The sequence below is a fragment of the Flavobacterium sp. NRK1 genome (genome assembly GCF_024054175.1).
In the GTDB taxonomy this organism is placed as follows: Bacteria; Bacteroidota; Bacteroidia; order Flavobacteriales; family Flavobacteriaceae; genus Flavobacterium.
The window spans coordinates 180,157-206,371 of sequence record NZ_JAMXLA010000001.1 but is presented as its reverse complement, the minus strand read 5'-3'; the positions used below and the strand labels follow the sequence as shown (position 1 = coordinate 206,371).

Here is a 26,215-nt window from a genome sequence, read left to right as displayed (position 1 = left end):
AAATGTTCTACTCAAACAAGAGAAAACACTTCTGCGTGTACTATTCGCCAATACCAAAACAAAATTGTACTTTTGCACCCGAAACAAAAACAAAACTTTTCATGACAACAGCACAGCTTTACGAACAAATTCAGAAAAAGAAATCGTTTTTATGCATAGGTTTAGATGTGGACTTAAATAAAATTCCGCAACACCTTTTAGCAACTGAAGACCCTATTTTTGAATTTAATAAAGCTATAATAGATGCCACGCATGATCTGGGAGTTTCTTATAAGCCTAATACGGCTTTTTATGAAGCTTACGGACTTAAAGGCTGGCTGTCCCTTGAAAAAACTATTAATTATCTTAATCATAAGCATCCGGAAGTATTTACTATTGCCGATGCAAAACGAGGTGATATAGGCAATACCTCCAGCATGTATGCTAAAGCTTTTCTTGAAGATCTAAATTTTGATTCGGTTACTGTAGCACCTTATATGGGTAAAGACAGTGTTGAGCCGTTTCTTGCCTTTAAAGATAAATTCACTATACTTTTAGCACTTACCTCTAATGAAGGTGCGTTTGATTTTCAAACCAAACATACCGGAGATGAAGAACTGTATAAAACGGTGCTTAAAACATCTAAAACTTGGAAAAACAGCGAAAACCTTATGTATGTGGTGGGTGCTACCAAAGCAGAATACTTTACAGGTATTCGCCAGATAGTGCCGGATAGCTTTCTGCTTGTTCCCGGTGTAGGAGCTCAGGGTGGCAGCCTTAAAGAAGTATGCAAATACGGAATGAACGATAAGGTTGGTTTGCTTATTAACTCATCACGAGGTATTATATATGCATCTAACGGAGAAGATTTTGCTGAAAAAGCAAGGGAAGAGGCATTAAAGATGCAGCAGGAAATGGAGTTGCTGCTTAAATAGAACGGTTTGTTAACCTTAAACTTTGGACTTGGAACCTAAAACAAAAAGCTTTACCGACCAGATAGGTAATACTATTACCCTTAACGATACGCCAAAACGTATTGTATCGCTTGTGCCATCGCAGACTGAATTATTATTTGATTTAGGATTAGAGGACAGGCTTGTTGGTATTACCAAATTTTGCGTGCATCCGTATCATTTAAAATCTACCAAAAAAATTATTGGCGGTACAAAAAAGGTGCATGTTGAAAAAATAAGGTTATTGCAGCCCGATATTATTATTGCCAATAAGGAAGAAAATACACAGGAAATTGTAGAGTCGCTTAAAAATATAGCTCCGGTATGGGTTAGTAATATTATTACGCTTGAAGATAATTTGGAAATGATAGAGGAACTGGGTAAGATCTTTTCGGTACGTACTCAGGCCCGCAAATGGATCGATAAGATAAATTATGGCCTTGCTGATTTTAAGCAATACATAAAAGATAAGCCCGTAAAAAGGGCAGCCTACTTTATTTGGAAAAATCCATATATGGTTGCCGGAGGCGATAACTTTATAAATGAGCTGCTAAAGCTTAATAAAATAGAGAATATTTACGAAAAAAATGAAGGACGCTATCCTGAAGTTGTTGTTCAGAAAATGAGGATTCAGGGTGATCCGCAAATTGTTTTTCTTTCCTCTGAACCCTATCCTTTTAAAGATGAGGATGCTTTTGAGCTTGGACGCCATACACACCATGCACAAACAATTTTTGTAGATGGTGAAATGTTTTCCTGGTATGGCAGCAGGCTGGTTAAAGCATTTCCGTACTTTAAGCAGTTAAGGGAAAGAATGATACTTGAAGACGACCATGATCACGGTCATCACCATTAGGATTGTTAGGTTATCTTTGGCTTCTGATAAATATTTCTATATTTTTGGATATTAAAGCTACTCTTTTTATGAAAAATATATTTGCCCTTCTGCTTACTTTTATTTCTTTTACGCTCACAGCACAAAACTTTATGGTTCCGGGAGATACAACTCTCGAAACCAAATGGATGAAAAATGAAAGCTACCAGATGAAATGGTATGTGCTTAATGGTGGTCAAACACATGAAGTAGCAAGAATAAATAGCCGTATTATGGTAGGCAAAAGCCAGCTTTCCATAATTACAAGTGTAGATGTAAACAATGCTAAAACTACATGGATAGATTCTACAATAACGAAATTACCTTCATTTTTACCGATACGCCATTATTCAGATAATCTTGAAAGGACAGTAAGGCTTAAATTTGGTACTTCGGTTACAGGCACTTATCTGGATAAATTAAAGAAACTGAAAATTACTATTAATGATGCTGCAGCACCGGGCAAATACTTTGACAGTAATTTTTACCCTTACCTGATACGTCTTTTACCTTTAAAAGATGGCTATACCCAGAACATTGCTACCTATGATTATAGTGTGGCTAAAAGCGGCCCGATAATGGCACAGATCAAAGAAGTGAAGTCCGGTACATATGAAAGCAAACAGGGATTACGCACTGTATGGATTGTTACTTCTCTTGAAACTATAAAGGGGCAGGTGTCTCAGGTAGATTATTTTATTGATAAAGCTGACAGAAGAATCTGGAAACAGGAAATTTTTGACGGCGTTCAGCACACCCTTATTGAACGTGTAGAATAATCATCGTGACATTTTTCTAAAAAGGGCAACATACTCTTCGGGAGTTTCAAAATCTTCATATCCTGATTTTGAAAGTATTCTGCCATTTTTATCTAACATTACAAAATAGGGGAAGAAGCCGTCACGATTGTATTTTTCAGCAAGGATCATTTTCATATCATTTACATTAACAGGTTCAGGATTACCTTTTTTCTGTAAAAAGTCAGCAAGAAGCAGTACCCAGCTTTTTTCTGCAGCGTCTTTAAATGTATCAGTGGGCCATAGATTTTTATCTAACTGCATACATGGTATACACCAGTCAGATCCCGAGAAAACCAATAATATATTCTTATTTTCTTCGGTTGCTTTCCTTTTGGCAACTGTAAGGTCGGTAGTCCATTCCTGGGCTATACAAACTGTGCTTATCATCATAAGGCATAAAACAACTACGCTCTTTTTCACTTCTCCTGTTTTTCGCAAAAGTATAAAACTAATGTGTTGAATATACAGGAGGATGTCTAAATTAAAAGTTAAAAAAAAGCCGCTATTGGGGATGTAGCGGCTTGGTTAAAATAGGCGTAAATTTCTTTATTATCGTCTGCCGTGAATCATAAATCTCCATTCTTTATAATGGTAGGTTAAAGTAACTATAGCTGCTGCAAGTGGTACTCCTGTTTCTATAAGCTCATCAGGCCTGTTATCTACAAGCAGGTGAAAAACGAAAATGGTAAATATTACCGGTAATAATAATATATCGCCAAGCAGTCTTGTTCTCGGTACTACAAGTAAAGTGCCGGCAAGTATCTCAAAAAAGCCAACCACTTTTGTAAACCCCGAACTGCAAAGCACATTCATAAGGTTTATATAATCCTGCGGAAGGGTACTGTCGGGCCCGTAGGATTGGCAGGAAGTAAGAAAGTGTTTGTCTACTCCTTTGTAGATAAAAAAAACACCCAATGCTGCGCCTAACAGCGCCATGAGTATTGGTAGTAGTGGTTTCATAATCTCTTAGTTTGGTTTTGGTAATGTGGAAAACTCTAAAAATTATGTTAAAAATAGAATATTTTTATAATTTTTCAATATTTAAGTGTAAATATTTTCTTGTAAAACTAAAAATGCCGGTAGTTGTATACCGGCATTTTTTTAACTAACCCTAACCAAATGTGAGAAAACCATTTATTTGCATTGCAAATTACTTAAATAATTTTCGGAACAATGTTAAGGATATGTTATTTGTATGTATTTGATAACTAAAAAATTAGCTATTTATTATCTTGTATAGCGAATACTTTTTTAAGTAATACAGATGTGCGTGCATTAATATTGTTACGTATATCTTTTTCTTCAACCGCAATCATTTTAAACACGCCGTTTAAAGCTTCATTAGTTACGTAATCGGTTAAATCAGGATTTACTTTATTTACCAAAGGAATCTGATTGTATTTTGTAATAATCTGTTTCCATACTTTATCGGCACCCACTTTATCAAAAGATGATTTTATAACCGGGTTAAATTTACTGTAAAGCTGTGTTGAGGTTGAAACCCTTAAATAAGATGTTGCTGCCTCATCATTACCCATAAGGATATTTTTAGCGTCATTAAAAGTAATGTTCTTTACTGCGCTTACAAAAATAGGCTTAGCTTCTTTAACAGCATCTTCTGCAGCACGGTTCATCATTTTAAGGCCTTCATCAGCAAGGCTTGAGAGTCCGATATCGCGAAGGGTTTTATCTACCTTTTGTAATTCTTCGGGCAGGAGTATCTTAACCATCTGGTTTTTATAAAAACCATCTGTCTGTGTTAATTTGGTAACTTGTTTATTTATGCCATTGTCTAATGCTTCACGAAGTCCGGCAGCTATATCGGCGTTAGATAGCATAACGCCCGATTGCGGCAATTGAGAAGCGACCTGCTGTAATTCGGCACAGCCCGAAACGGTTAGGCATAATGCAATAAGCGGAATAAAAAGTTTTTTCATGGATATGTTTTGCTTTAGGTATTATTTGTTGTCTTGTAAAGCAAATACTTTTTTAAGTAAATCGGAAGTACGTGACGATAAATTTGTCCTAATATTTTTCTCTTCTACAGATATCATTTTAAACACGCCATTTAATGCTTTATTGGTAACATAATCAGTAAGATCTGGATTAACTTTGCTTACTAATGGGAGGCTATTGTATTTATTAATTATATTTTCCCAAATTACATCTGCGCCTACATTGCTCAATGAGGTACTTACTACAGGACTGAATTTGGCATATAATGGTTTAGTGGTAGATTTTTCCAGATAGAGAGTAGCAGAATTGTCAGCACCCATAAGTATATTTTTAGCATCGGCAATTGTCATGCCTGTAATAGCATCCACAAAAATAGGTGTAGCTTCTTTCACGGCATCTTCTGCAGCACGATTAAGTACTTTAATACCTTCATCTGCCATTTTAGACATTCCCATCTGGCGAAGTTTTTTGTCTACTTTTTGCAATTCTTCAGGCAGCAATATTTTTACAGCTTCATTTTTGTAGAAACCGTCTTCGGCAGTAAGTTTTGTAACCTGTTTGGAAACACCTTCTTTAAGTGCTTCTTTAAGGCCGTTTCCTATATCTGCATTGCTAAGGCTTCCTTTACCGGTTACACCCTCTACTTTATTTTTTGCTTTGTCTAAAAGGCCTTTTAATTGTGCCTGAGCAGCACAGGGAATAATAGCTGCTATAAAAAGGGATAAGAGTAGTTTTTTCATTTACATAATAATTTTTTCAAATGTAAACAAAAACCATTCCCTTTTACAATTTAAGCTTTATGGATGCTTTTGTTTAGCACGGCAGGATCTTTTAGCTGTAATGTTTTCGTTTTCCTGTAGCTTCCTATATTAAATATTACTATAGAAATAGCTACCAGTGAATAAGCAAGTACCTGAAGGAATGAAATGTTTTCGCGGAAGTAGAATAATGCCAGCATAAACCCGATAAGCGGGTTAAGATAAATTAATATACCTATTGTAGATGAATTGATGCCTTTCATTGCGTACAGGTTGAGAAACATAGGAATAATAGTAAATATGCCTGCAATTAAAAGTATATAAATATAAAATTTAGCTTCGGTAGGAACAGAACCGCTGTAAATGGGGAAAAAGGGTAATAAAAATAATGCTGTTATGCCTATTTGCAGGGTAAGCAGCAAAAATCTGTCCGGCATGATGATGCGTTTTTGTATGACCAGGTATAACGCATAAGTGGCTGCTACTATAACGCTAAAAAGAGCAGATCGTAAATCGTTATAGGCTAAAATAGTACAGCTTGTTAAACTGATGGCAACTGCTGTAACCTGAATTTTTGATAGTTTTTCTTTTAACAGGAAGAAGGCAAAAAAAGTAGTAAGTATAGGGCAAACCATATATGCGAATGATGCCGCCTTGACGCTGATGTGGTTCATTACATAAATAAAAAGTCCCCAGTTGGCTGTAAGCAGCAAAGCGCTTCCTGCAATAAGAACCCATTGGTTTTGACGTTCCTTTTTTGGTAAAGCCTTTAGCATGGCTTTAGTCTCTGTTATTTTATTTTTTCGAAATGCAAAATTTATAATAACCATGAGCAGGGTGCAGGTAAAAACCCTGTAAAAAAGAATATCTATAGAAGGGTATTTGTGTAGTGGTTTTAAGCCAAAGCTGAAGAACCCCCAAATAATGAAAGCGGTTGCTGCAGACAGGTAATATTTAGGGAATTTCATTGATGTGATTTAAAGCGCAAAATTATGAAATACAGCTATATGTGGCTCTCATTTATATAAATTTATTGTAGTATTAAAGTAGTAGTGAAAAAGTAGAATAAAATTAGTGTTATTAATCATAAACCTTCAGTTTGTGCATACTATTAACTGTAATTATGCAAATATGTAAAGAATTAAATATTTATGAATTAATTACATTGTTTTTCACAGGTTTACGTTTTATTAATGGTTAAATTAGCAATTTGCACCCTACTACAATGAATATTATTGAAGTCGAATTACTAAGTGATGACCTTTCTGCCACAGAAAAGTTTTATAAGAAGGTTTTGGGCCTAAGCGCCCTCTCTTCGGGCAAAGAGGTATTATATTTTCAAATAGGATATACTAAACTTATATTCCGAAAATCTGAAAACATGCATCCGGTATATCATTTTGCGATTGATGTACCTAATAACCGGTTTACGGAGGCATTGCGTTTTGTTAAAGATAAAACAGCTATTATACCTGTTGGTGCTCAGGAAACGGCAGATTTTACCAACTGGAATGCCGAGTCGTTTTACTTCTTTGATAATAATGGTAATATACTGGAATGCATAACCCGATATCCAAACAAAACCTATAGCACAGAACCTTTTAGCAGTAAATCATTTATTTCAGTTAGTGAAATAGGACTTGTAAGCAATAATGTTCCCGCACTTGCCGACCTGCTTTATAAAACAGAAGGAATTCCTATTTATACACGGCAGCCCCGATCGGATAACTTTACCGTATCCGGAGATGATGAAGGGCTTTTTATTATAGCTTCAAAAGGAAGGGACTGGTATCCTACACATATTAAATCACAATCATTTCGTACCCGCATAATTTTTATGCATCAGGATATAATTGGCCATATTGTAAGGTAGTTCTTTAAAACGCTACTATAACGATTTTTATAGGGCTCTTATGCTTTGAAATTTTTAATAATTACGTAAATTGCGGGCTTAAAATTGAAGATAATTCATAATGGAACAAGCACAACCTTATATTCCTAAAAATAAAGTAAGAATTGTAACAGCGGCATCCCTCTTTGACGGGCATGATGCAGCTATAAATATAATGCGTCGTATAATTCAGTCTACTGGCGTTGAGGTTATACATCTCGGACACGACAGAAGCGTTGAAGAAGTTGTAAACACAGCAATTCAGGAAGATGCCAATGCTATAGCAATGACTTCATATCAGGGAGGGCACAATGAGTATTTTAAATACATGTACGACCTGCTTAACCAAAAAGGGGCAGGGCATATTAAAATATTTGGTGGCGGAGGCGGAGTAATTCTTCCTGAAGAGATTAAAGAACTTCATGAATATGGTATTACGCGTATTTACGCTCCTGATGACGGACGTGAGCTTGGCTTGCAGGGCATGATTAATGATCTTGTAGAAAAAGCAGATTACCCTATTGGCGACAAGCTTAATGGTGAAATTAATCATTTAGAAGAAAAGAGCCCTACTGCTATTGCAAGGGTAATATCTTCTGCTGAAAATTTTCCGGAGGTAGCAAAAGAAACGCTGGATGCTATTCATAAACAAAATGAAACATCTACTATACCTGTATTGGGTATAACCGGTACGGGTGGTGCAGGTAAATCATCTTTGGTAGATGAGCTGGTACGCCGCTTCCTTATCGATTTTCCAGAGAAAACAATAGGACTTATATCAGTAGATCCATCAAAACGTAAAACAGGCGGTGCATTATTAGGTGACCGTATTCGTATGAATGCTATAAATAACCCAAGGGTATATATGCGTTCATTGGCTACAAGGCAGTCTAATCTTGCACTTTCTAAATATGTAGCCGAAGCTATACAGGTGCTTAAGGCTGCTAAGTATGATCTTATTATTCTTGAAACATCGGGTATAGGTCAATCTGATACTGAAATTCTTGAGCATTCAGATGTTTCTCTGTATGTAATGACACCGGAGTTTGGCGCTGCTACCCAGCTGGAAAAAATTGATATGCTTGATTTTGCCGACCTGGTTGCTATTAATAAATTTGACAAACGCGGATCGCTGGATGCACTTCGTGATGTTAAGAAACAATATCAGCGTAACCATAACCTGTGGGATGCTAACCCTGACGATCTTCCTGTATTTGGTACTATTGCTTCGCAATTTAATGATCCGGGAATGAATACCCTGTACAAAAAAATAATGGACAGGATTGAAGAGAAAACCGGGGCAGGACTTAATTCCACTTTTGAGATTACGCGTGAAATGAGCGAGAAGATATTTGTTATCCCTCCGCATCGTACACGCTATCTTAGTGAAATTGCCGAGAATAACCGTAAATATGATGAGGTTGCCCTTAGTCAGCAGGATGTAGCCCAAAAGTTATACGGAATCTTTAAAACCATTGAAACGGTTTCAGGTAAAGTTCCGGCTATAGATAAATCGGGTATAGTAGAAACGTCTGTAGAAGTTATCGAAGAGGACAAACAAATGTTCATGTCGTTGCTTATTAAAGAGTTTGACCGTGTAAAAATGAACCTTGACCCATACAACTGGGAAATTATCCTTACGTGGGATGATAAGGTAAATAAATATAAAAATCCTGTTTATTCTTTTAAAGTAAGGGATAAAGAAATAAAAATACAAACGCATACCGAATCACTTTCGCACTCACAGATACCAAAAGTGGCGTTGCCTAAATACCAGGCATGGGGCGATATTTTAAGATGGTGCCTTCAGGAAAACGTACCGGGAGAGTTTCCATTCACGTCAGGATTATATCCGTTCAAACGTGAAGGCGAAGACCCTTCAAGGATGTTTGCCGGAGAGGGCGGACCTGAGCGTACTAACAAACGTTTTCACTATGTAAGTGACGGGTTGCCTGCAAAACGTCTTTCTACTGCGTTTGACAGTGTTACACTTTATGGTAATGACCCTGATTTACGTCCGGATATTTACGGAAAAATTGGTAATGCCGGAGTTTCTATTTGTTGTCTTGACGATGCAAAGAAATTATATTCAGGTTTTAACCTTGCCCATCCGTTAACATCGGTAAGTATGACCATAAACGGGCCTGCGCCAATGCTGTTAGGCTTTTTTATGAATGCGGCTATCGATCAGCAGTGTGAGATCTACATTAAAGAAAACGGACTTGAAAAAGAAGTTGAGAAAAAGATTAACGATATATTTAAGGCAAAAGGTGTTGAGCGTCCGCGCTACAATGGCGGCCTGCCTAAAGGTAATGACGGGCTTGGGCTTATGCTTCTTGGAGTAACAGGAGACCAGGTGCTGCCTGCCGATGTATATAATGAAATAAAAGTACGTACACTTACTCAGGTGCGTGGTACTGTTCAGGCAGATATCTTAAAAGAAGACCAGGCACAAAATACCTGTATTTTCTCTACAGAGTTTGCTTTACGATTAATGGGTGATGTTCAGGAGTATTTTATTGCCAAAAATGTAAGAAACTTTTATTCAGTTTCTATTTCCGGCTACCACATTGCCGAAGCAGGAGCTAATCCTATTACGCAATTGGCATTTACCCTTGCAAACGGATTTACGTACGTAGAATATTACCTTAGCCGTGGTATGAATATTAACGATTTTGGTCCTAATCTGTCGTTCTTCTTCTCTAACGGTATAGATCCTGAATATGCTGTTATTGGTCGTGTTGCACGTAAAATATGGGCTAAGGCACTTAAAAATAAATACGGTGCTAACGAGCGTGCACAGATGCTGAAATACCATATTCAAACATCCGGGCGTTCGCTTCACGCACAGGAAATCGACTTTAACGATATCCGTACTACATTACAGGCGCTATATGCTATTTATGATAACTGTAACTCACTACACACAAATGCTTACGATGAGGCTATTACCACACCTACAGAAGAAAGCGTACGTCGTGCAATGGCTATTCAGTTAATTATCAATAAAGAGCTTGGCCTGGCTAAAAACGAAAATCCTATACAGGGATCATTTATTATTGAAGAGCTTACCGATCTTGTTGAAGAAGCTGTATTGGCAGAATTTGACCGTATTACAGAACGTGGCGGTGTACTTGGTGCTATGGAAACAATGTACCAGCGTTCTAAAATTCAGGAAGAAAGTCTTTACTACGAAACCCTTAAACATACCGGAGAGTTTCCTATTATTGGTGTAAATACTTTTTTAAGCTCTAAAGGCTCGCCAACGGTTGTTCCTGCTGAGGTTATACGCGCTACGGAAGAAGAAAAAATGTTCCAGATCAAAACATTAGAAATGTTGCATAAGGGTAATGCGGAACAGGTAAAACAACGTTTAGCTGTTATTCAGGAAGCTGCAATAGCCAATAAAAATATATTTGAAGAGCTTATGGAAGCATCTAAGGTATGCTCACTTGGTCAGATAACTGCTGCCCTTTTTGAAGTAGGCGGGCAGTACAGGAGGAATATGTAGATCATTTAATGATTTAAAAATTTAAAGATGAGCCTTCCGGAAACGGAAGGCTTTTTTGTAATAAGCCTGTTGTCATCTGTATTGTAATCTTTGGATGTTATTAATGGTATTGCTTACTTTACAATAAATATATAGCAGATGAAAAGAATAAATGTCACTCAGCAGAATTACAGGGTTCTTACAGCTTTACAAAATGATGAGCAATTAGGGCGCATTGTTTATACTAAATGGTATTCAAACAACAGGGCAGACATATATATAAATGAAAATACAACTTACAGGTTAGTGCCACGAGGGTTTTGGCAGACAACTCTTGAGGTGTTTAAAGAAGAAACTAGTTTACTTACTGTAAAATCTAAATTTTCAGGTTTCACTATTACTAAAACTATAGATCCGGACAGGCCTTATTATTTTAAAAGCAAAGGTATTTTTAAAAAGGGATATGCTTTGATGAATTACAAAAATGAAATGCTTTTTGAAATAACATCAAATTTTAGCTGGAAGAAAATGTATCCGGGCTTTACAATTTACTGTCAGGATAATTTTGGTAATGAAGATATTGAGAAACTGTTGATAATGCTTTCTGTACATTTTTACAGAACAGTGCAAAATGCCGCTGCAGCATCAGCCGGTGTATAATAAATGCTTTTGCAGATTATAACTAAAATAGCTGCCCCAATATATAGTATAGTATTATAAAGGCTATGATGGTACCAAAGCAGCCAAAGCCTAGTTTTTTTGCACCCCAGCCGGCTAATAATGTTTTAAAAAATCCGTTCATAAATGTTTGTTTTTAATATTTAATTAAAGGTAGAAGCATTTAGCCTGGTTTTATAATCATTTAACTTTTACTAAAGAAATTGTTTTTATAATTGGTAGAACGTCAATTTTATACTTAATTAGCAAAACCAAACCAATGATTATGAAAACCAAATTACTACTTGCCTTTATGGCAACTTTTCTTATTTCCTGCTCAGGAGAAGATGATACTATTACTGTAGAAGCTGATCCACATCAGGTAGTAGAAAAAAAACTGGATTATGTTGTAAAAACTACTGAAGCAGACAGTACTATAATCCAATTCAACGATAATAATCAGATTATTAATGAAACTAGGTATGATCTTTCGGGTGTAATCGATTATAAAAAGGAATATATATATGATTTTTCGGGCCATTTAAAAACAGTAAAAGATTTCTATGCATTTTATGGTTTGGATCAACCTGTAGAAACTCAAAGCTATTCCTATGATGATGAAGGTAAATTAATTAAGCGCATTATCAATGAGAAACAGAGTACATATGATTTAATAACCAGGGTTATTTATAGTTACAGCAATACTGTGATTAGTTATGAAGTTACATCAAACACTTCTAATAACACAGGACATGGAACGTATTTGTTAAATAATGAAGGATTTATTAGCAAAATTGAAGGAAATTACACAGATGAATTTCTCTATGAAGGCGATAATATTATATGGTTTGGAGGAACCAGGCATTTGCCTTCAGATATATATGAATATGATATGATTAATGAGCCAGTTGGACCATATGTGCATATGTATAAAAATCCTTATGGTAGTATAAATAACGCAATACTTATGACGAGTACTTTATATGTTTCATTATTGGGGAGCAACTATGTAACAAAATGGTATAATAACGACAACAATTTTTCTTATGAGGTGAAATATGAATTTGATGATGATGGTTATCCTGTAAAAGTTAAACGTTATTATGCAGGGATTCCAGATCCTTTGCGTGTTGAAGAAATATTCTACAAATAATATAGCCATATTTAAATACTTTTTAGTTCTTTATGGAAAAACAGGTTTTTATTTTGGTTTTTTTATGTGTAGGCTATATGCTGAATGCCCAAATAAAAGGTTGTACCGACCCGTTAAGTAAAAATTATAATCCTGAAGCTACGATAAATGATGGCAGTTGCGAATATAAACAGGCTTCAGTTGCACCAATACTCTCTGTTGATCTTACAGATGAAACCGAAGAAACCTCAGGGTTAATACTATGGATTGATTCCCTATATACTCATAATGATAATACTGATATTAACCTGTATGCCCTTGACACTGTAACAGGTGGAGTATCACGTACTATTTCGTTAAAAGGAAGCGTAAATAAGGACTGGGAAGATATAGCTCAGGATGAGGATTACTTGTATATAGGCGATTTTGGTAATAATGTTGGCGGAAACAGGACAGACCTGAATATTTTAAAAGTTAGTAAAGCCTCGCTTAGAGACAGCTTGCCACAAATTGAAAAAATTTATTTCAGTTATTCCAATCAGGAAGATTTAACCAAACTAAAAAGCAATACAACAAACTTTGATTGTGAAGCTATGGTGGTTTCCCGCGATAGTATTTATTTGTTTACTAAACAATGGTCGGCCAAGAATACCAGTTTATATGCGCTGCCAAAATCGGCGGGAAATTATACAGCTAAACTAAAAGCTACTTTTGACGTAAAAGGGCTTATAACAGGAGCCGCATATCTTGAAGATAAAAAACTGCTAGTACTGTGTGGTTATAGCGGCATGGTTCAGCCCTTTTTCTACCTTTTATATGATTTTAAGGATCATGATTTTTTTTCGGGTAATAAGCGAAAAATAATTATGGATAATATGTCGTTCTCTCAGGTGGAGGGTATCGCTACATTAAACGGACTTGATTATTTTGTTACTAATGAGCATCTTGATAGGAAACCTTTCATAAACACAACACAAAGCTTACATAAATTTAATCTTAAAGAATTTTTGGAAAATTATATTGATGCTGTAAAAATTAAAAAATAATTATTTACATTTTACTTTAACGATTTAATTTAATAAAACATCGACTTTTTTAAGCAGAAATTTTTATCGGGAAATTTAAATTTTATTTCCTATACAGGTTTGATTAATTTATTGAAATGAGGAATTCCGTAAAAAAGGATGTATTTATGTGTTACTTTTTAAAGATAAAGAGGTAAATGCTAAAATTTCCTGAAAAAAGCAGGTAGAAATACGGGGTTATCTAAAAAACAGAAATCGCTGGTTTTTTGATAATTACGCAATAATTCTTACATAAATATTGCGAAAAAATCTATATATTGCGTTAATTAGTAGTATTTAAGCAAATTTATTTATTAATTAACATATTATTTACTTTGTGATTATTTTTTTATATTTTTGTTAGGCCCCTAAATCTATATTAATGAAAAAAAACTTACTTTTTTTCGCCCTGTTTTGTGCCTTTTTCTCTTTTGCACAGGAAAAGAGTGCAAACACCCTCTTAAAAGAGGCAGCAGAAGAAATTACTGCTGGTAAATATACTTATGCTATTGGCTTACTAAAAGAAAGCACAGCACTAGCGCGTGAAGGTAAAGACAATAGAACTTTAGGAAAATCGCTTAACGCTTTAGGCGATGCTTATGTAAATACAGGTAATACTACCGAAGCATTAAAAAATTATCTGCTGGCACTCCCTGTGTTAGCCAAAAGTCGCGACAATGTTGCTATTGCCAATGTTTCTAAGGAAGTTGGCAGGTTATATGCTTTGCAGAATAAGCATGAACTTTCACTTAAATATTATACTGAAGCTGCTGCGCTGGCAAAGCAGTTAAATAATGAAATTCTTTCAGCTGACTGTTTGAGCGGAGCAGGGGCGATGTATGAGGAACTGCATAAAATTGAAAAGGCACTGGAAGTATATAGCCAGGCGCTGGCTATTTACAGGGCACGCGGACTCGAAATTTTAGCAGGCGAAACCCTGAGCAGCATGGCAAATGCTTATAAAAAACACGGTGATTATCCACAGGCTATTCTTAACTACAAGGAAGCACTTGGATATTTTAACAGCGCGAACGATCATAAAAAAGTTGCCGATGTATTGAGCAGTCTTGGGGGCGTTCAGGTACTTATGGAAGACCATAATGAATCCTTAAGGCTATATGAGCAAGCATATCTGGATGCTGTGGCTATCCAGTATGATAAGGTAATTGTAGAAGCCAGTCTTGGCATGGCAAATGCTTATGAAAATCTTAGGCAATATCCGGAATCTGTGCGCTATCATAAAATTTACGAGCAAAAGAATGAGATTTACAGCAACAAACAGCGTGCTGAAGAGATGGCTGTTTTAAAGGAAAGACTTGCAAAAGAGAAAGCTTCAGCTCCTGTCGTAAAAGAAATAGTTAGTGATAACAGCCCTTCGAAAGGGTTTTCTTCACAGCAATACTTTATGTTTGCTGTTATTTCTATTGCATGTCTTGTAATAATCGTGATTCTAGGCCTTTTATGGAGAAGAAGAATATTAAAAAGAAGTACTGAAGACACTATGTTTAATGAGGCTGAAGGTCAGGAGCGTCTCAGGATGGTTCAAAATATACATAGTGATCTTGATAATAAACTTCTGGAAATAAACTCTCTTAGTGAGTCTATCATGGAAAGGGCAACAGGAATGCCTACGCTAAAAAGCCAGGGTGAGGCAATGCAGGAAACTACTAAAAAAATTGAAGAGAATATTCGAGACCTTGTATGGCTTCTAACGCCTAAAACTACTACACTTACCAATTATGTAGGCAGTATTAAAGAATATGTGCTTGACTATTTTGGCGACAGCCCAATTGAAGTAATGGTGTCTGAACCTGAAGGGATATCTAATACTATTATAACCAAAGAAAGCCAGTTAGGATTATTATCTGTAATAAAGGAAACACTTGTTTTTGTTAAACAGGATCCACAGGCATCTAAGGTATTTTTTGGGATTACCTATACAGGGACACGTTTAATGGTTTCTATAAAAGACAATGGGCGTGGTAATGATATAAGTGATGCTGAAAAGAAAAAACTTGACAGCCATTTAAGTCCTACAGGTGGTATTATGAGAATGGACTGCGATCCGGGATGGGGAACTACTGTTAAGATAATTATTCCGGTAGATAAAGTGGCAAAACGTAAAACTGCAGGATCACTAAATTTCTTTTAATTTCATGTAACCTATATGTATAGCATCTTCAGAACCTTTACCTGTTTTGGAGATGCTTATGCTATACTGTTCTTTTAAATAAGGAGCAAGAATGTCTTCCACATTATAAATATCATCAACATCCAGAGCATACTTATCATCGATATGAGATGAAGCACCTTTAAAACTAAAATGTTTGTAAAAAGTAGTTTTTTTCGCTTCTTTTACAGCCTCGGACATGGTTTTTGCTACTACAAGTATTTTGTAATGATATTCTTCAAATTCGCCCGGCCTATAACCGCCAAGGTTTAAAAAGAATAGTTTCTCTTCTACAGCAGAAATTTTCGTTTTTGGAACTATGCTAATAGTATAATCCCCTACCTGTGTAACTTCTCTCCATGAATCAACATGCAGGCGGCCTCCATCCGGCCAAAAGGCATACATATCCTTTACCAGATCTGGTACAGATGCACCTATGCCAAAAAAAATATCATGTTGTTCTGTAAGTCTGCCTGGTGGTGTACAGCCCAGTAAAACCATGTGTAATTTTAAATTCTTATCTGCCATACGCAAATATATTTAAAATTTTTTTTAGCAATTTTTTATTAAATTAAATTTTTGGTTCAGTTTTTGGTTAATTACCTTTAAACAATATAAAATCAACAACTAACACATTAAAATTATGAAAAAGATATTTTTACTTTTAAGTATTGTGGGCGTATTTGGACTCACGGGATGCAGTAATGACGATGATGTAGATTATGATACATATCCGGAAATTTTTGAAGTTGATAATGTAAATTTTACCCAGTCAGGAGATTATCAGATTTTAGTACCGTTAAATCCTAAAATTTTATCGACAGATGTGGTTTTAGTGTACAGGCTTTCAGGTGCTAATGATTTAGGTAATGATATATGGGAACCTATTCCTACGAGCTACGATTTACCTGAAGGAAGTTTAAAATATTTCTTTGATTTTTCTCAGGATGATGTAGTGATATATTTAGATGCTGACTTTGACCCCATTTTAAGACAGGATTTTTCACTTAATCAGATTTTCAGAATTGTACTTGTACCGGGATATGTTGCTGAAAACCTTGACAACAATGATTTTGATACCGTTATGAGTGCTATTAAAGAAGCAAATGGCTCAACAGAAATAAAAACTATTAAATAAGTTTTCAATCATCTTACTATATAAAAAAGCAAAGCTCTCCAATTGGAGAGCTTTGCTTTTTTATATTCTGATTTATATTGGTCTTAAAAATCAAGTGTACGCAGGGCTGAAATTTTAGCAGCTCTTTGTTTTTTTCTAAAATAAACCATATCAGCATTACCAAAGTATTTAGTTATAGTTAATCTTGCCATTAGGTAACTCACAGTGCTTTCCGCGCCCTGGTTAAGGTTGACATTGTGCTCTTCAAGTCCGTCAAAGCAGCCACCTGTACACGGGTTATAAATGATTTGATGTAAATGATTGTTACCCAGAAACCAGTTAAATGCTATTTCCATTTTGTTAAGGTATTCTTCCTCTTTAAAAATATCATGAAACTTACGTAACGCCAGTATTGTATATGCAACGTCTATTGGCTGCTCACCATAACGTTCTTTTTTAGATCCTTTAAACATCCAGCTGCGGTTTGAAATTACTTTAATTTCATTCTCATCAAACGTATTTGCAAGTAAAAAATCAAACGATTCTTTTGCTATGCTTTTGTACACCTCGTCGTTAGTAATCGCATAGCAAAGCAGTAGTGCTTCTGGCAAAACGCTATTTGCATAGGTTAAGTAACCTTCAAACCATTTCCATTCTTCATCTGCTTCATGGCGGTACATCTGTACCATACGATCAGCAAACAGCTTAATATAAATCAAGGTATCAGTATCTTTAACTCTACGGTTGTAATAGTACAGGCCTTTTATTACAAAAGCCATTGCTCTTGTAGAATAAATATTCTTTGTTAATGAAAGCGATTTTTGGAAAATGTCTTGTGCTTTTTTAGAAATTTCTTCCGGTAAAATGTTGCCTAAAGACACAATATATCCTAATGCCCACATTGCACGGCCTGAACTGTCCTCAAGGTTTTCATTGTTATTTTGTGCAGTGATCTTTTTATTAACATCAACATAGTTAATAAACCTACCATCTTCAAACTGGCAGAATTCTATATAGTTAAGATAGATTTTAATATACTTTAATACTGACGGGTCTTTATATCGTTTATAGTGCTGGCCCATAGCTATCATGGCCCTTGCATTATCATCTATAGTATATCCGGATTCTAAATCCGGCCTGTTAAGTTTGCTGAACTGAAGCATGCCAAAATCGGTAGTCATTGCTTTAATGTGACTAAGATTAACTTCAGGATTGCGGTATTGAAGTTTTATTCCGTTGGCAGTTCTGGCTAAAAGTTTGGCGTGATTTACTGCTGAATTTTCCCATGCAGTGTGTATTATTTTATGGAGCCCGTTAAGCACCATGTTCCTTCTTAAATTTTCATCAAACAATAGCGTATTGATGGCCTCAGCTAACTGTTCAGAATTTCCAAAGTCGAATGTAATGCCTGTTTCTCCTGCCAATACCTCTTTTGCGTGTGGAATGGGAGTAGAGATAATAGGGCATCCGCAGCTAAGCGCATATGAAAAAGTACCACTTACTGCCTGATTAGGGTCTTTTGATGTGAAAAGATAAATGTCTGTAAGCTGAAGGTATTCCAGTAATTCGTTAAGATCTACGTATTTATTAATGAATTTTACATTGTCTTCAATACCCAGTTCGGCAATTTTAGCAATAAGCGATTCTCTGTATGCTTCACCTTCATTTAAGGCAACAGTAGGATGGGTTTTACCTATTATAAGGAATAGCACATCAGGTGTTTTATCAACTACCTGTGGCAGTGCATCAAGTGTAGTTTCTATACTTTTCCCTGAACTTAGTAATCCGAATGTTGACAGTACTGTCCTCCCTTCAAAACCATATTTGCGTTTAAGGTCATCAACGTTTGTATGGGCTACCAAGTGGGTGCCATGAGGAATTACAGTAATTTTTTCACGGTCAATTATATAATCACGAACAAGAATATCAGACGCATTATGTGTCATTACTATTATGGAGTCAGCGCGATTAAGTATATGTTGTACATTCGCTCTCAGCTCATCATTTGGTCCGGGCAGCACAGTGTGAAATACAAATGATAATGGTTTTTGTACAGCGTCAATAAAACTATTAAAATTATTTACACTTTCATGCACAAGGCCAAACTCATGCTGCATAAGAACAATTTTAATATTTTCATCTTCATTTATAGCCTGTGCTAATTGTGTGTATGATTCAGGAACAGATACGTTAAGCACATGTTTTACAGAAGGGTCTGTATAAGTATGTCTTTCATGCTCATTTTCAAGTGCGCATATTTTAATGGAAAAAGAATCTACATAATGATCATTAAGCGCTTTTATAAGATCCTGGGAATAGGTGGCAATACCGCATTGTCTCGGTGGGAATGTGGTAATTACCAAAATTTCAGGCAATATTGTATTATCAGCTTCTTTAGCCTGTTCGGCCAGCTGTTCTATTAATAAATTATAGGGCTGAAATTTTCTCCCTGCATTTTTTCTGGTTTTCATAACGCATTAAGGTGTTTAGTAGTTTTTTTAGTCTTCATTAAAATCATTTCATAAATGGCATTGAAAAAACCGGCTATAAATACTAACCGGTTTTAAATTGTACGATGCGTTTGCCTTAATTGTAAGTTGGCTGGTCTGCTTAAGGTTTATGCATTCGCTTTATTAACCCAGTCGGTTGCTCTTTCTTTAGCGGTGTTAACAGCATCTTTAAGGTCTGTAGATCCGCTTTTAAGTTCTTTTTTAGCTTTGCGCTGTAGTTCGTTTAGTTTGCCTTTAAAATGGTCTTTGGCTTCCTGCACTTCCATTTCGTGGTTTTTTCTTGTTCTTCTGCGTGCAATAATTACTGCTGCTCCTGCCAGTACCGCTGCTCCTGCAGCAATACCTATAATAAGTTTCTTGTTTTTCATGTTTTATGGAATTACATTAGGTTATAAAATTAATCTTCGTCTAAATTATGTAATCCTCATGCAAACAGCAATTTGCTTAATAAATATTTAACTCAATTAACAATGCTTTATGAATATTAAAATAATGTTTACTGATGTAAGATTTTTTTTGAAAATAATGCAAAGATTGATTTGTTGGTACTGTAAAATTAACTAAAAATAATTTTATTATTATAAATGGGGGTATTATTGCGGTTTTGATAAAATAATATTTTTTTAACCCCTAAAAAAATGGGGGTATTTAAATTTTGAAACATTTTTTTGTACATTTGCACAGAATTTAATTCATCATTAACATTAAAAATAAAGTTTCATGTCAACATTTCGTTTTCAGGCACTACAGCAAACCGCAAACAGAAGGCCGGTTAAAGTAGAAGAACTAGACAGAAAGTCTATCATTTTCGGTAGTAATGTGTTTAATGACAAAGCAATGCGTCAGTTTTTAACGCCTGAAGCTTACCAGGCTGTAAAAAATGCAGTACAGCACGGAACTAAAATAGATCGTAAACTGGCAGATTATATTGCTATGGGTATGAAAGAGTGGGCACTTTCTAAAGGTGTTACTCACTATACTCACTGGTTTCAGCCATTAACAGGTACTACAGCAGAGAAGCATGATGCTTTCTTTGAAACATCATATGACGGCAGCGACCCGGTTGAAAAATTTGGCGGAAGCCAGTTAGTGCAACAGGAGCCGGATGCATCAAGTTTCCCTAACGGAGGTATAAGAAATACATTTGAGGCCCGTGGATATACTGCATGGGACCCAACCTCTCCTGCATTTATTTTTGGTACTACACTTTGCATCCCAACTGTATTTGTATCTTATACAGGTGAGGCACTTGATTATAAAACACCACTATTAAGGGCACTTCATGCAGTAGATCAGGCTGCAACAGATGTTTGCCGTTATTTTGATAAAAATGTTAAGAAAGTAACTGCTACCCTGGGATGGGAACAGGAGTATTTTCTTGTTGATGCAGCTCTTGCAAACTCAAGACCTGATATTACACTTACAGGACGTACATTATTAGGGCACACTTCAGCTAAAGGACAGCAGTTAGAAGATCATTATTTTGGTTCTATACCAACTCGTGTACTTAACTACATGAGAGATCTTGAAAACGAGTGTATGCTTCTTGGTATTCCGGTAAAAACCCGTCACAACGAGGTTGCACCTAACCAGTTTGAGCTTGCTCCTATATTTGAAGAAACTAACCTTGCAGTAGATCATAACTCTTTACTAATGGATGTTATGCAGAAAGTTGCAGAGCGTCATGACTTTAAAGTGCTTTTCCATGAAAAGCCATTTAAAGGAGTAAACGGTTCGGGTAAGCACAATAACTGGTCTATGGCTACAGATACAGGAGTTAACCTTCTTGGGCCTGGTAAAACGCCAATGAGCAACTTGCAGTTCCTTACATTCTTCATAAACACTATTAAAGCTGTTTATACTAATGAAGAATTAATGAGAGCAAGTATTGCTACAGCAACTAACGATCACAGGCTTGGTGCTAACGAAGCTCCTCCTGCAATTATATCTGTATTCATCGGTCAGCAGCTTACAAAAGTTCTTGCTGAGCTTGAAGGGGTATCTAACGGAAAATTATCTCCGGAAGAAAAAACAGATCTTAAACTTAACGTAGTAGGCAAAATTCCGGATGTGTTACTTGATAACACTGACAGAAACAGAACTTCTCCGTTTGCCTTTACAGGAAACAAATTTGAATTCCGTGCTGTAGGTTCAAGCGCTAACTGTGCTAATGCTATGACAATTGTTAACTCTATCGTTGCGAAACAGCTTAGAGACTTTAAAGCCGCAGTTGATACTCTTATTGAAGGAGGAATGAAGAAAGATGATGCTATCTTTAACGTACTTAGAGAGTATATTAAAGAAACTAAAGCTATTCTTTTTGAAGGTGACGGTTATAGTGAAGAGTGGGAAAAAGAAGCTGAAAAACGTGGACTTAGCAACTACAAAACTACACCTACTGCACTTAAAGCAAAAGTTTCTGAAAAGTCACTTTCGTTATTTGAAGAACTTGGCGTAATGAACCATGTTGAGGCAGAAGCACGTTACGAAATTGAGCTTGAAGAGTACACTAAAAAAATACAGATAGAAGGAAGGGTTCTTGGAGATATTGCACGCAACCACGTTATACCTACGGCTATCCGTTACCAAAACGTACTTATTGAGAATGTAAAAGGTCTTAAAGAAATTTTCGGAAGCGATTTTGAAAATGTAGCTAAAGAGCAAATTATACTTATTAAAGAAATTTCAGGACACATTGCTGCTATTAATTCTCAGGTTGAAGAAATGACTGAAGCCCGTAAAAAAGCCAATGCATTAGATACTGCTGAAAAAATGGCACATGCATATTGTGATACTGTTAAACCATATTTTGATACTATCAGAGATCATTGTGATAAACTTGAGCTTTTAGTAGATGATGAAATATGGACATTGACTAAATACAGAGAATTATTGTTTACACGATAATATATTTCATAGCAATTTTTTGAGTTAGCTCTTATGCATTTGCATAGGGGCTTTTTCTTAGTATTATATCTGTTGGTTTGCAAATAAGCAATTAAAATGTATATTTGAATAGATATGCTAAAAAACCTACAAATATGAAAAGCTTTTTACCTGTCTTATTATTGCTTACATTTTCTGCCGTTGGGCAGGAGCAATTTACGGTACATTTTGATTTTGATGCTGCTTTAGCTAATGAAGCGTCACAGCAAAAGTTATCGGAGTGGATAAAGCGGAATCCTGATGCAAAAATTCAAAAGATATACGGATATACAGATCTGACCGGGAATAACGTTTATAATTTAGATTTATCTAAAAGGCGCATACAGTATGTGTACATGGAATTAAAAGCATCAAACATCAATACTAGTGATGCAGCGAAAAAAGGTTTTGGAGAAAGTGAAGCCGTAGCAGAATATAATGAGGCAGACCGTAAAGTTGTTATTCAGTATGCAAAGCCTGCAATACAACCCGCGCCAACACCAGCCGAATCTTTAGAAGTTAAACCTACTACAAATAAACCTGAACTTGTAAAATCCGAATTAAGCAAAGATGTAACTAATGCTAAAAAAGGAGATAAGATACTGCTTAAAAATCTGAATTTTTATAATAATGAAGATGTTATGCTTCCATCTTCAGCACCTGTGCTGAGAGAGCTGCTGGCGATGTTGAAGGAACATCCTAAACTTAAAATACAAATTCAGGGACATGTGTGCTGTGAACCTGAAAATAAAATTAAACTATCACGTAAGCGTGCTATAGCGGTATATAATTATTTGGTTAGAAACGGCATAAGCAAAAGAAGATTGTCTTATATCAGTTTTGGAAGTACAAGGCCAATATATCCTATACCGGAAAAGACTGAAGAAGAAAAAACGGCAAACCGTAGGGTGGAAATTGAGATTGTAGAGAATTAATTATCGATTTTACTAATGTATTTAAATTGGGTATATTAATTGCTACATTTAAAATTTGTACATTGTTACATATAAATTAAATGCTTATTTTCGTTTTATAACAAATTCCTGCTCATGAAAAAGCTGTTTTCACTCCTTATATTTTTATTGTTTTTTACCATTGCCATGCAGGCTCAGGAACAATTTTCACTTTATTTTGATTCTAATAAGTATGATCTTAAAAATGAAGAAGCGCAGAGGCTTAATAAGTGGCTTGCAGAAAATAAGAACTCCAAAATATTAGCCATAAACGGATATACTGATGAAGACGGAAGTATAGGAATGAATGATACACTCGCCCAACGCAGGGTAAGCCATGTTTTCGGACTAATACAAAACAAAGTAAAAATCCGTGACGATTTTAAAACAAGAAGTTTTGGTAAACTGCATAAACAGTCGCCTGTAAAAGCAGAAAACCGTAAGGTTACTATTTACTACCTACAGGAAAAAGACCTGCATCGTGAAAATGAAATATTAGGAATTCCCGAAACTATTGAAAACCCCGAAGTTGCAAAAGCACCAATTACTTATCCTTCATCAGTACGTGTACCGGGACCCGGTGGTAAAATGGAAGACCTTACACTAGATGTGGCTTTTATGCAAAAAATAGGGCAATCCAAAGCGGGGGATAAGCTTCGTATTGATAATCTTAATTTTTATGAGAACAGCTTTGGTGTGATGCCCGATTCAAGGCCCAAATTATATGAGCTTCTTGAAACGATGAGATTACATCCCAAACTTAAAATAAAACTACAAGGGCATGTGTGCTGTATGAAAGCAGACCGTTCCAATCTTTCAACACAAAGGGCAAAGGCTGTAATGCAGTTTCTTAACCTGAACGGCATAGAGAAAAGCCGCCTTTCGTTTGAAGGTTTCGGTGTTAGCCAGCCACTCTACCCAATACCTGAAAAAAATGCCGAAGAACGTGAAGCCAACCGTAGGGTAGAGGTACTTATTGTTGAGAATAATTAATGTATCAATTTTTTAGTGTAACAATGTAACAATGTAACAATGTAACAATGTAACAATGTAACAATGTAACAATTTGCACTCTTAACCATCTCAAGAGTCACACTAGCTTAACTCACGCTCTAAACATCAGTTGTTCATATTATTATGATTCCCCTCCTTTGGATGGGTGCCGTAGGCGGGGTAGTTGAATATAGAACCGAAATGTATAACAGGATTTTCCGAATCCATTGCATTACGCTCAAAATGACAGAAGTGTAGTTAAATACCGATGACTCCGCGAGCCTATTGTGAATTTGGTGTCATGTTAACAAAGGAAGCATCTCTTTTCAGATTAAACGGTTTTCCATTCTCAATAAACATCTAAAATAAAATCTTGATCAGCCCTAATCGAATCAATAGATAAATTGCTGTATTAAATAATTGTTACATTGTATAATTGCTCCATTAAACCTATCTTTGCGGTTCAATTACAAACCCATATCCATGAGTTCTGATACCAGCAAACGTTACAGCCAAAGAGGTGTTTCTGCCTCTAAGGAAGACGTACACAATGCCATAAAAAACATAGATAAAGGCTTATTTCCTAAGGCATTTTGTAAAATTGTGCCTGATTACCTTACAGGTGATAACGACTATTGCCTTATAATGCATGCCGATGGTGCAGGCACGAAATCGTCGCTTGCCTATATGTACTGGAAAGAAACAGGTGATATATCGGTATGGAAAGGTATTGCTCAGGATGCACTTATCATGAATATTGACGACCTGCTTTGTGTTGGTGCTGCTGATAATATTATGTTATCGTCAACTATTGGGCGTAATAAGAACCTGGTTCCGGGCGAGGTTATTTCGGCAATCATTAATGGTACCGAAGAACTTATTGAAGAACTGAAATCGTTTGATGTTACTATTCACTCAACAGGTGGGGAAACTGCCGATGTAGGTGATCTTGTACGTACTATTATTGTTGATTCTACCGTAACAGCACGTATGAAACGCAGTGATGTGATAGACAATGCTAACATTCAGCCGGGCGACGTAATTGTAGGCCTTGCTTCTTTTGGCGAGGCGTCTTACGAAAAGGGTTACAATGGGGGTATGGGCAGTAACGGACTTACATCTGCACGTCACGATGTGTTTGATAACTATTTGGCTAATGCGTACCCAGAAAGCTTTGATGCTTCGGTTCCTGCCGATCTTGTGTATTCCGGTAAAACCAAACTTACAGATGCCGTTGAAGGCAGCCCGATTGATGCCGGTAAACTGGTACTTTCGCCAACGCGTACATATGCACCTATCATAAAAAAAATACTGGAGAAATATACTCCTAAAGATATACACGGAATGGTTCATTGCAGTGGTGGCGCACAGACTAAGGTGCTTCACTTTGTAGATAACGTTCATGTAATTAAAGATAATCTTTTCCCTGTGCCACCGTTGTTTAAGCTAATCCAGGAAAACTCAGGTACAGATTGGAAAGAAATGTACCAGGTGTTTAACTGTGGCCACCGTATGGAACTTTATGTTCCTGAAAGCATTGCGCAGGATATCATAGCTATCTCTAAATCATTTAATGTTGATGCACAGATAGTAGGAAGGGTAGAAGCATCTGATAAAAAAGAGCTTACCATTACCAGCGAATACGGTACTTTTAACTACTAATTTTTTGTTGTATAAAATATGAATCCGCCTATGGCGGATTTTTTTATAGCTTAAAGTTTAGAGTATGAAGGGTATTACCCGATGATTCTTCCCTTTCTTTGGACGGTGGTCGAAGGTCAGGTGGTTTAAATCATACTCTGACATAACGTTTTTGAGTTTGCTTTGTCATTCCCACGATAAGAGGAATCTTTTAATTCCAAATATTTAATTTTAGATTTTTAGATTTGATTGCTGAAAATGAAATAGTTGTTTTGTTTTGATAACTTAATCACATAATTATATAAAAAAAGCTCCCACATTGTGGGAGCTTTATCCAAATCAACTAATAAAA

22 protein-coding genes are annotated in these 26,215 nt (G+C 35.9%); 14 read left to right on the top strand and 8 right to left on the bottom strand.

The window, feature by feature from the left end; all coding sequences use genetic code 11:
* Positions 1–101 precede the first annotated feature (101 nt).
* The 3 genes from pyrF to NHE85_RS00935 all read left to right on the top strand — a co-directional run bounded on the left by pyrF (position 102) and on the right by NHE85_RS00935 (position 2,585).
* Positions 102–914 (top strand): orotidine-5'-phosphate decarboxylase, encoded by an 813-nt coding sequence (gene pyrF, locus NHE85_RS00945; RefSeq protein WP_252808833.1) that lies wholly within the window; start codon positions 102–104, stop codon positions 912–914.
* Between the two features lie 28 nt (positions 915–942).
* Positions 943–1,788, top strand: a complete 846-nt coding sequence (locus NHE85_RS00940; protein WP_252808832.1) for an ABC transporter substrate-binding protein — start codon at positions 943–945, stop codon at positions 1,786–1,788.
* A 68-nt stretch (positions 1,789–1,856) separates the two neighbouring features.
* The gene (locus tag NHE85_RS00935; protein WP_252808830.1) at positions 1,857–2,585 is read left to right on the top strand and encodes a hypothetical protein; all 729 of its coding nucleotides are present in this window, start codon (positions 1,857–1,859) and stop codon (positions 2,583–2,585) included.
* Here the strand turns inward: NHE85_RS00935 and NHE85_RS00930 are convergent, their stop codons facing one another.
* The 5 genes from NHE85_RS00930 to NHE85_RS00910 form a co-directional block, all read right to left on the bottom strand.
* Complete coding sequence (locus NHE85_RS00930) at positions 2,586–3,026, bottom strand: thioredoxin family protein (protein WP_252808829.1); 441 nt, start codon at positions 3,024–3,026, stop codon at positions 2,586–2,588. It abuts the gene before it with no gap.
* A 129-nt stretch (positions 3,027–3,155) separates the two neighbouring features.
* Positions 3,156–3,566, bottom strand: a complete 411-nt coding sequence (locus NHE85_RS00925) for a hypothetical protein (RefSeq protein WP_252808827.1) — start codon at positions 3,564–3,566, stop codon at positions 3,156–3,158.
* Between the two features lie 260 nt (positions 3,567–3,826).
* A complete protein-coding gene (locus tag NHE85_RS00920; protein ID WP_252808825.1) occupies positions 3,827–4,543 on the bottom strand; it encodes a DUF4197 domain-containing protein in 717 nt (238 codons plus the stop codon).
* Positions 4,544–4,564: 21 nt separating this feature from the next.
* The gene (locus NHE85_RS00915) at positions 4,565–5,302 is read right to left on the bottom strand and encodes a DUF4197 domain-containing protein (protein WP_252808823.1); all 738 of its coding nucleotides are present in this window, start codon (positions 5,300–5,302) and stop codon (positions 4,565–4,567) included.
* 50 nt (positions 5,303–5,352) lie between these two features.
* A complete protein-coding gene (locus tag NHE85_RS00910) occupies positions 5,353–6,288 on the bottom strand; it encodes an EamA family transporter (protein ID WP_252808821.1) in 936 nt (311 codons plus the stop codon).
* Between the two features lie 257 nt (positions 6,289–6,545).
* Here NHE85_RS00910 and NHE85_RS00905 point away from each other — a divergent pair, with 257 nt between their 5' ends.
* From NHE85_RS00905 to NHE85_RS00880, 6 genes are all read left to right on the top strand, one after another.
* Positions 6,546–7,193: a VOC family protein gene (locus tag NHE85_RS00905; RefSeq protein ID WP_252808818.1), complete on the top strand. Its 648-nt coding sequence runs from the start codon at positions 6,546–6,548 to the stop codon at positions 7,191–7,193.
* A gap of 100 nt (positions 7,194–7,293) precedes the next feature.
* Positions 7,294–10,722 (top strand): methylmalonyl-CoA mutase family protein, encoded by a 3,429-nt coding sequence (locus NHE85_RS00900; RefSeq protein WP_252808816.1) that lies wholly within the window; start codon positions 7,294–7,296, stop codon positions 10,720–10,722.
* Between the two features lie 138 nt (positions 10,723–10,860).
* A complete protein-coding gene (locus NHE85_RS00895) occupies positions 10,861–11,361 on the top strand; it encodes a hypothetical protein (RefSeq protein WP_252808814.1) in 501 nt (166 codons plus the stop codon).
* 283 nt (positions 11,362–11,644) lie between these two features.
* The gene (locus NHE85_RS00890; protein WP_252808812.1) at positions 11,645–12,511 is read left to right on the top strand and encodes a hypothetical protein; all 867 of its coding nucleotides are present in this window, start codon (positions 11,645–11,647) and stop codon (positions 12,509–12,511) included.
* A 32-nt stretch (positions 12,512–12,543) separates the two neighbouring features.
* Complete coding sequence (locus NHE85_RS00885) at positions 12,544–13,536, top strand: T9SS C-terminal target domain-containing protein (RefSeq protein WP_252808810.1); 993 nt, start codon at positions 12,544–12,546, stop codon at positions 13,534–13,536.
* A gap of 400 nt (positions 13,537–13,936) precedes the next feature.
* Positions 13,937–15,706 carry a tetratricopeptide repeat protein gene (locus tag NHE85_RS00880; RefSeq protein WP_252808808.1) on the top strand — a complete coding sequence of 590 codons (1,770 nt, stop codon included), beginning with the start codon at positions 13,937–13,939 and terminating at the stop codon, positions 15,704–15,706.
* Here the strand turns inward: NHE85_RS00880 and NHE85_RS00875 are convergent.
* A complete protein-coding gene (locus NHE85_RS00875; RefSeq protein WP_252808806.1) occupies positions 15,692–16,252 on the bottom strand; it encodes a DUF1543 domain-containing protein in 561 nt (186 codons plus the stop codon). The genes NHE85_RS00880 and NHE85_RS00875 overlap by 15 nt on opposite strands.
* Positions 16,253–16,367: 115 nt before the next feature.
* Between NHE85_RS00875 and NHE85_RS00870 the strand changes: the two genes are divergently transcribed.
* Positions 16,368–16,862: a hypothetical protein gene (locus tag NHE85_RS00870; RefSeq protein WP_252808804.1), complete on the top strand. Its 495-nt coding sequence runs from the start codon at positions 16,368–16,370 to the stop codon at positions 16,860–16,862.
* A gap of 83 nt (positions 16,863–16,945) precedes the next feature.
* Here NHE85_RS00870 and NHE85_RS00865 read toward each other — a convergent pair whose 3' ends face one another.
* Together NHE85_RS00865 and NHE85_RS00860 are read right to left on the bottom strand one after the other, a co-directional pair.
* Entirely contained in the window at positions 16,946–19,312 is a 2,367-nt protein-coding gene (locus tag NHE85_RS00865) for a glycosyltransferase (protein ID WP_252808803.1), read from the bottom strand.
* Positions 19,313–19,458: 146 nt separating this feature from the next.
* A complete protein-coding gene (locus NHE85_RS00860) occupies positions 19,459–19,719 on the bottom strand; it encodes a hypothetical protein (RefSeq protein ID WP_252808801.1) in 261 nt (86 codons plus the stop codon).
* A 352-nt stretch (positions 19,720–20,071) separates the two neighbouring features.
* On the opposite strand from NHE85_RS00860, the gene NHE85_RS00855 reads away from it, so the two are divergent.
* From NHE85_RS00855 to NHE85_RS00840, 4 genes are all read left to right on the top strand, one after another.
* On the top strand, positions 20,072–22,258 hold the full coding sequence (locus NHE85_RS00855) for a glutamine synthetase III (RefSeq protein ID WP_252808799.1): 2,187 nt from the start codon (positions 20,072–20,074) through the stop codon (positions 22,256–22,258).
* Between the two features lie 134 nt (positions 22,259–22,392).
* Complete coding sequence (locus NHE85_RS00850) at positions 22,393–23,211, top strand: OmpA family protein (protein ID WP_252808798.1); 819 nt, start codon at positions 22,393–22,395, stop codon at positions 23,209–23,211.
* Positions 23,212–23,325: 114 nt separating this feature from the next.
* Positions 23,326–24,222, top strand: a complete 897-nt coding sequence (locus NHE85_RS00845) for an OmpA family protein (protein ID WP_252808797.1) — start codon at positions 23,326–23,328, stop codon at positions 24,220–24,222.
* A gap of 483 nt (positions 24,223–24,705) precedes the next feature.
* Entirely contained in the window at positions 24,706–25,884 is a 1,179-nt protein-coding gene (locus NHE85_RS00840) for an AIR synthase related protein (protein ID WP_252808796.1), read from the top strand.
* Positions 25,885–26,215: the final 331 nt, after the last annotated feature.

Bases quoted from the DNA above. Each gene is read 5' to 3' on its own strand.
- pyrF (WP_252808833.1), top strand. From the start codon at position 102: ATGACAACAGCACAGCTTTACGAACAAATTCAGAAAAAGAAATCGTTT.
- NHE85_RS00935 (WP_252808830.1), top strand. From the start codon at position 1,857: ATGAAAAATATATTTGCCCTTCTGCTTACTTTTATTTCTTTTACGCTC.
- NHE85_RS00925 (WP_252808827.1), bottom strand. From the start codon at position 3,566: ATGAAACCACTACTACCAATACTCATGGCGCTGTTAGGCGCAGCATTG.
- NHE85_RS00920 (WP_252808825.1), bottom strand. From the start codon at position 4,543: ATGAAAAAACTTTTTATTCCGCTTATTGCATTATGCCTAACCGTTTCG.
- NHE85_RS00915 (WP_252808823.1), bottom strand. From the start codon at position 5,302: ATGAAAAAACTACTCTTATCCCTTTTTATAGCAGCTATTATTCCCTGT.
- NHE85_RS00910 (WP_252808821.1), bottom strand. From the start codon at position 6,288: ATGAAATTCCCTAAATATTACCTGTCTGCAGCAACCGCTTTCATTATT.
- NHE85_RS00905 (WP_252808818.1), top strand. From the start codon at position 6,546: ATGAATATTATTGAAGTCGAATTACTAAGTGATGACCTTTCTGCCACA.
- NHE85_RS00900 (WP_252808816.1), top strand. From the start codon at position 7,294: ATGGAACAAGCACAACCTTATATTCCTAAAAATAAAGTAAGAATTGTA.
- NHE85_RS00895 (WP_252808814.1), top strand. From the start codon at position 10,861: ATGAAAAGAATAAATGTCACTCAGCAGAATTACAGGGTTCTTACAGCT.
- NHE85_RS00890 (WP_252808812.1), top strand. From the start codon at position 11,645: ATGAAAACCAAATTACTACTTGCCTTTATGGCAACTTTTCTTATTTCC.
- NHE85_RS00885 (WP_252808810.1), top strand. From the start codon at position 12,544: ATGGAAAAACAGGTTTTTATTTTGGTTTTTTTATGTGTAGGCTATATG.
- NHE85_RS00880 (WP_252808808.1), top strand. From the start codon at position 13,937: ATGAAAAAAAACTTACTTTTTTTCGCCCTGTTTTGTGCCTTTTTCTCT.
- NHE85_RS00875 (WP_252808806.1), bottom strand. From the start codon at position 16,252: ATGGCAGATAAGAATTTAAAATTACACATGGTTTTACTGGGCTGTACA.
- NHE85_RS00870 (WP_252808804.1), top strand. From the start codon at position 16,368: ATGAAAAAGATATTTTTACTTTTAAGTATTGTGGGCGTATTTGGACTC.
- NHE85_RS00865 (WP_252808803.1), bottom strand. From the start codon at position 19,312: ATGAAAACCAGAAAAAATGCAGGGAGAAAATTTCAGCCCTATAATTTA.
- NHE85_RS00860 (WP_252808801.1), bottom strand. From the start codon at position 19,719: ATGAAAAACAAGAAACTTATTATAGGTATTGCTGCAGGAGCAGCGGTA.
- NHE85_RS00855 (WP_252808799.1), top strand. From the start codon at position 20,072: ATGTCAACATTTCGTTTTCAGGCACTACAGCAAACCGCAAACAGAAGG.
- NHE85_RS00850 (WP_252808798.1), top strand. From the start codon at position 22,393: ATGAAAAGCTTTTTACCTGTCTTATTATTGCTTACATTTTCTGCCGTT.
- NHE85_RS00845 (WP_252808797.1), top strand. From the start codon at position 23,326: ATGAAAAAGCTGTTTTCACTCCTTATATTTTTATTGTTTTTTACCATT.
- NHE85_RS00840 (WP_252808796.1), top strand. From the start codon at position 24,706: ATGAGTTCTGATACCAGCAAACGTTACAGCCAAAGAGGTGTTTCTGCC.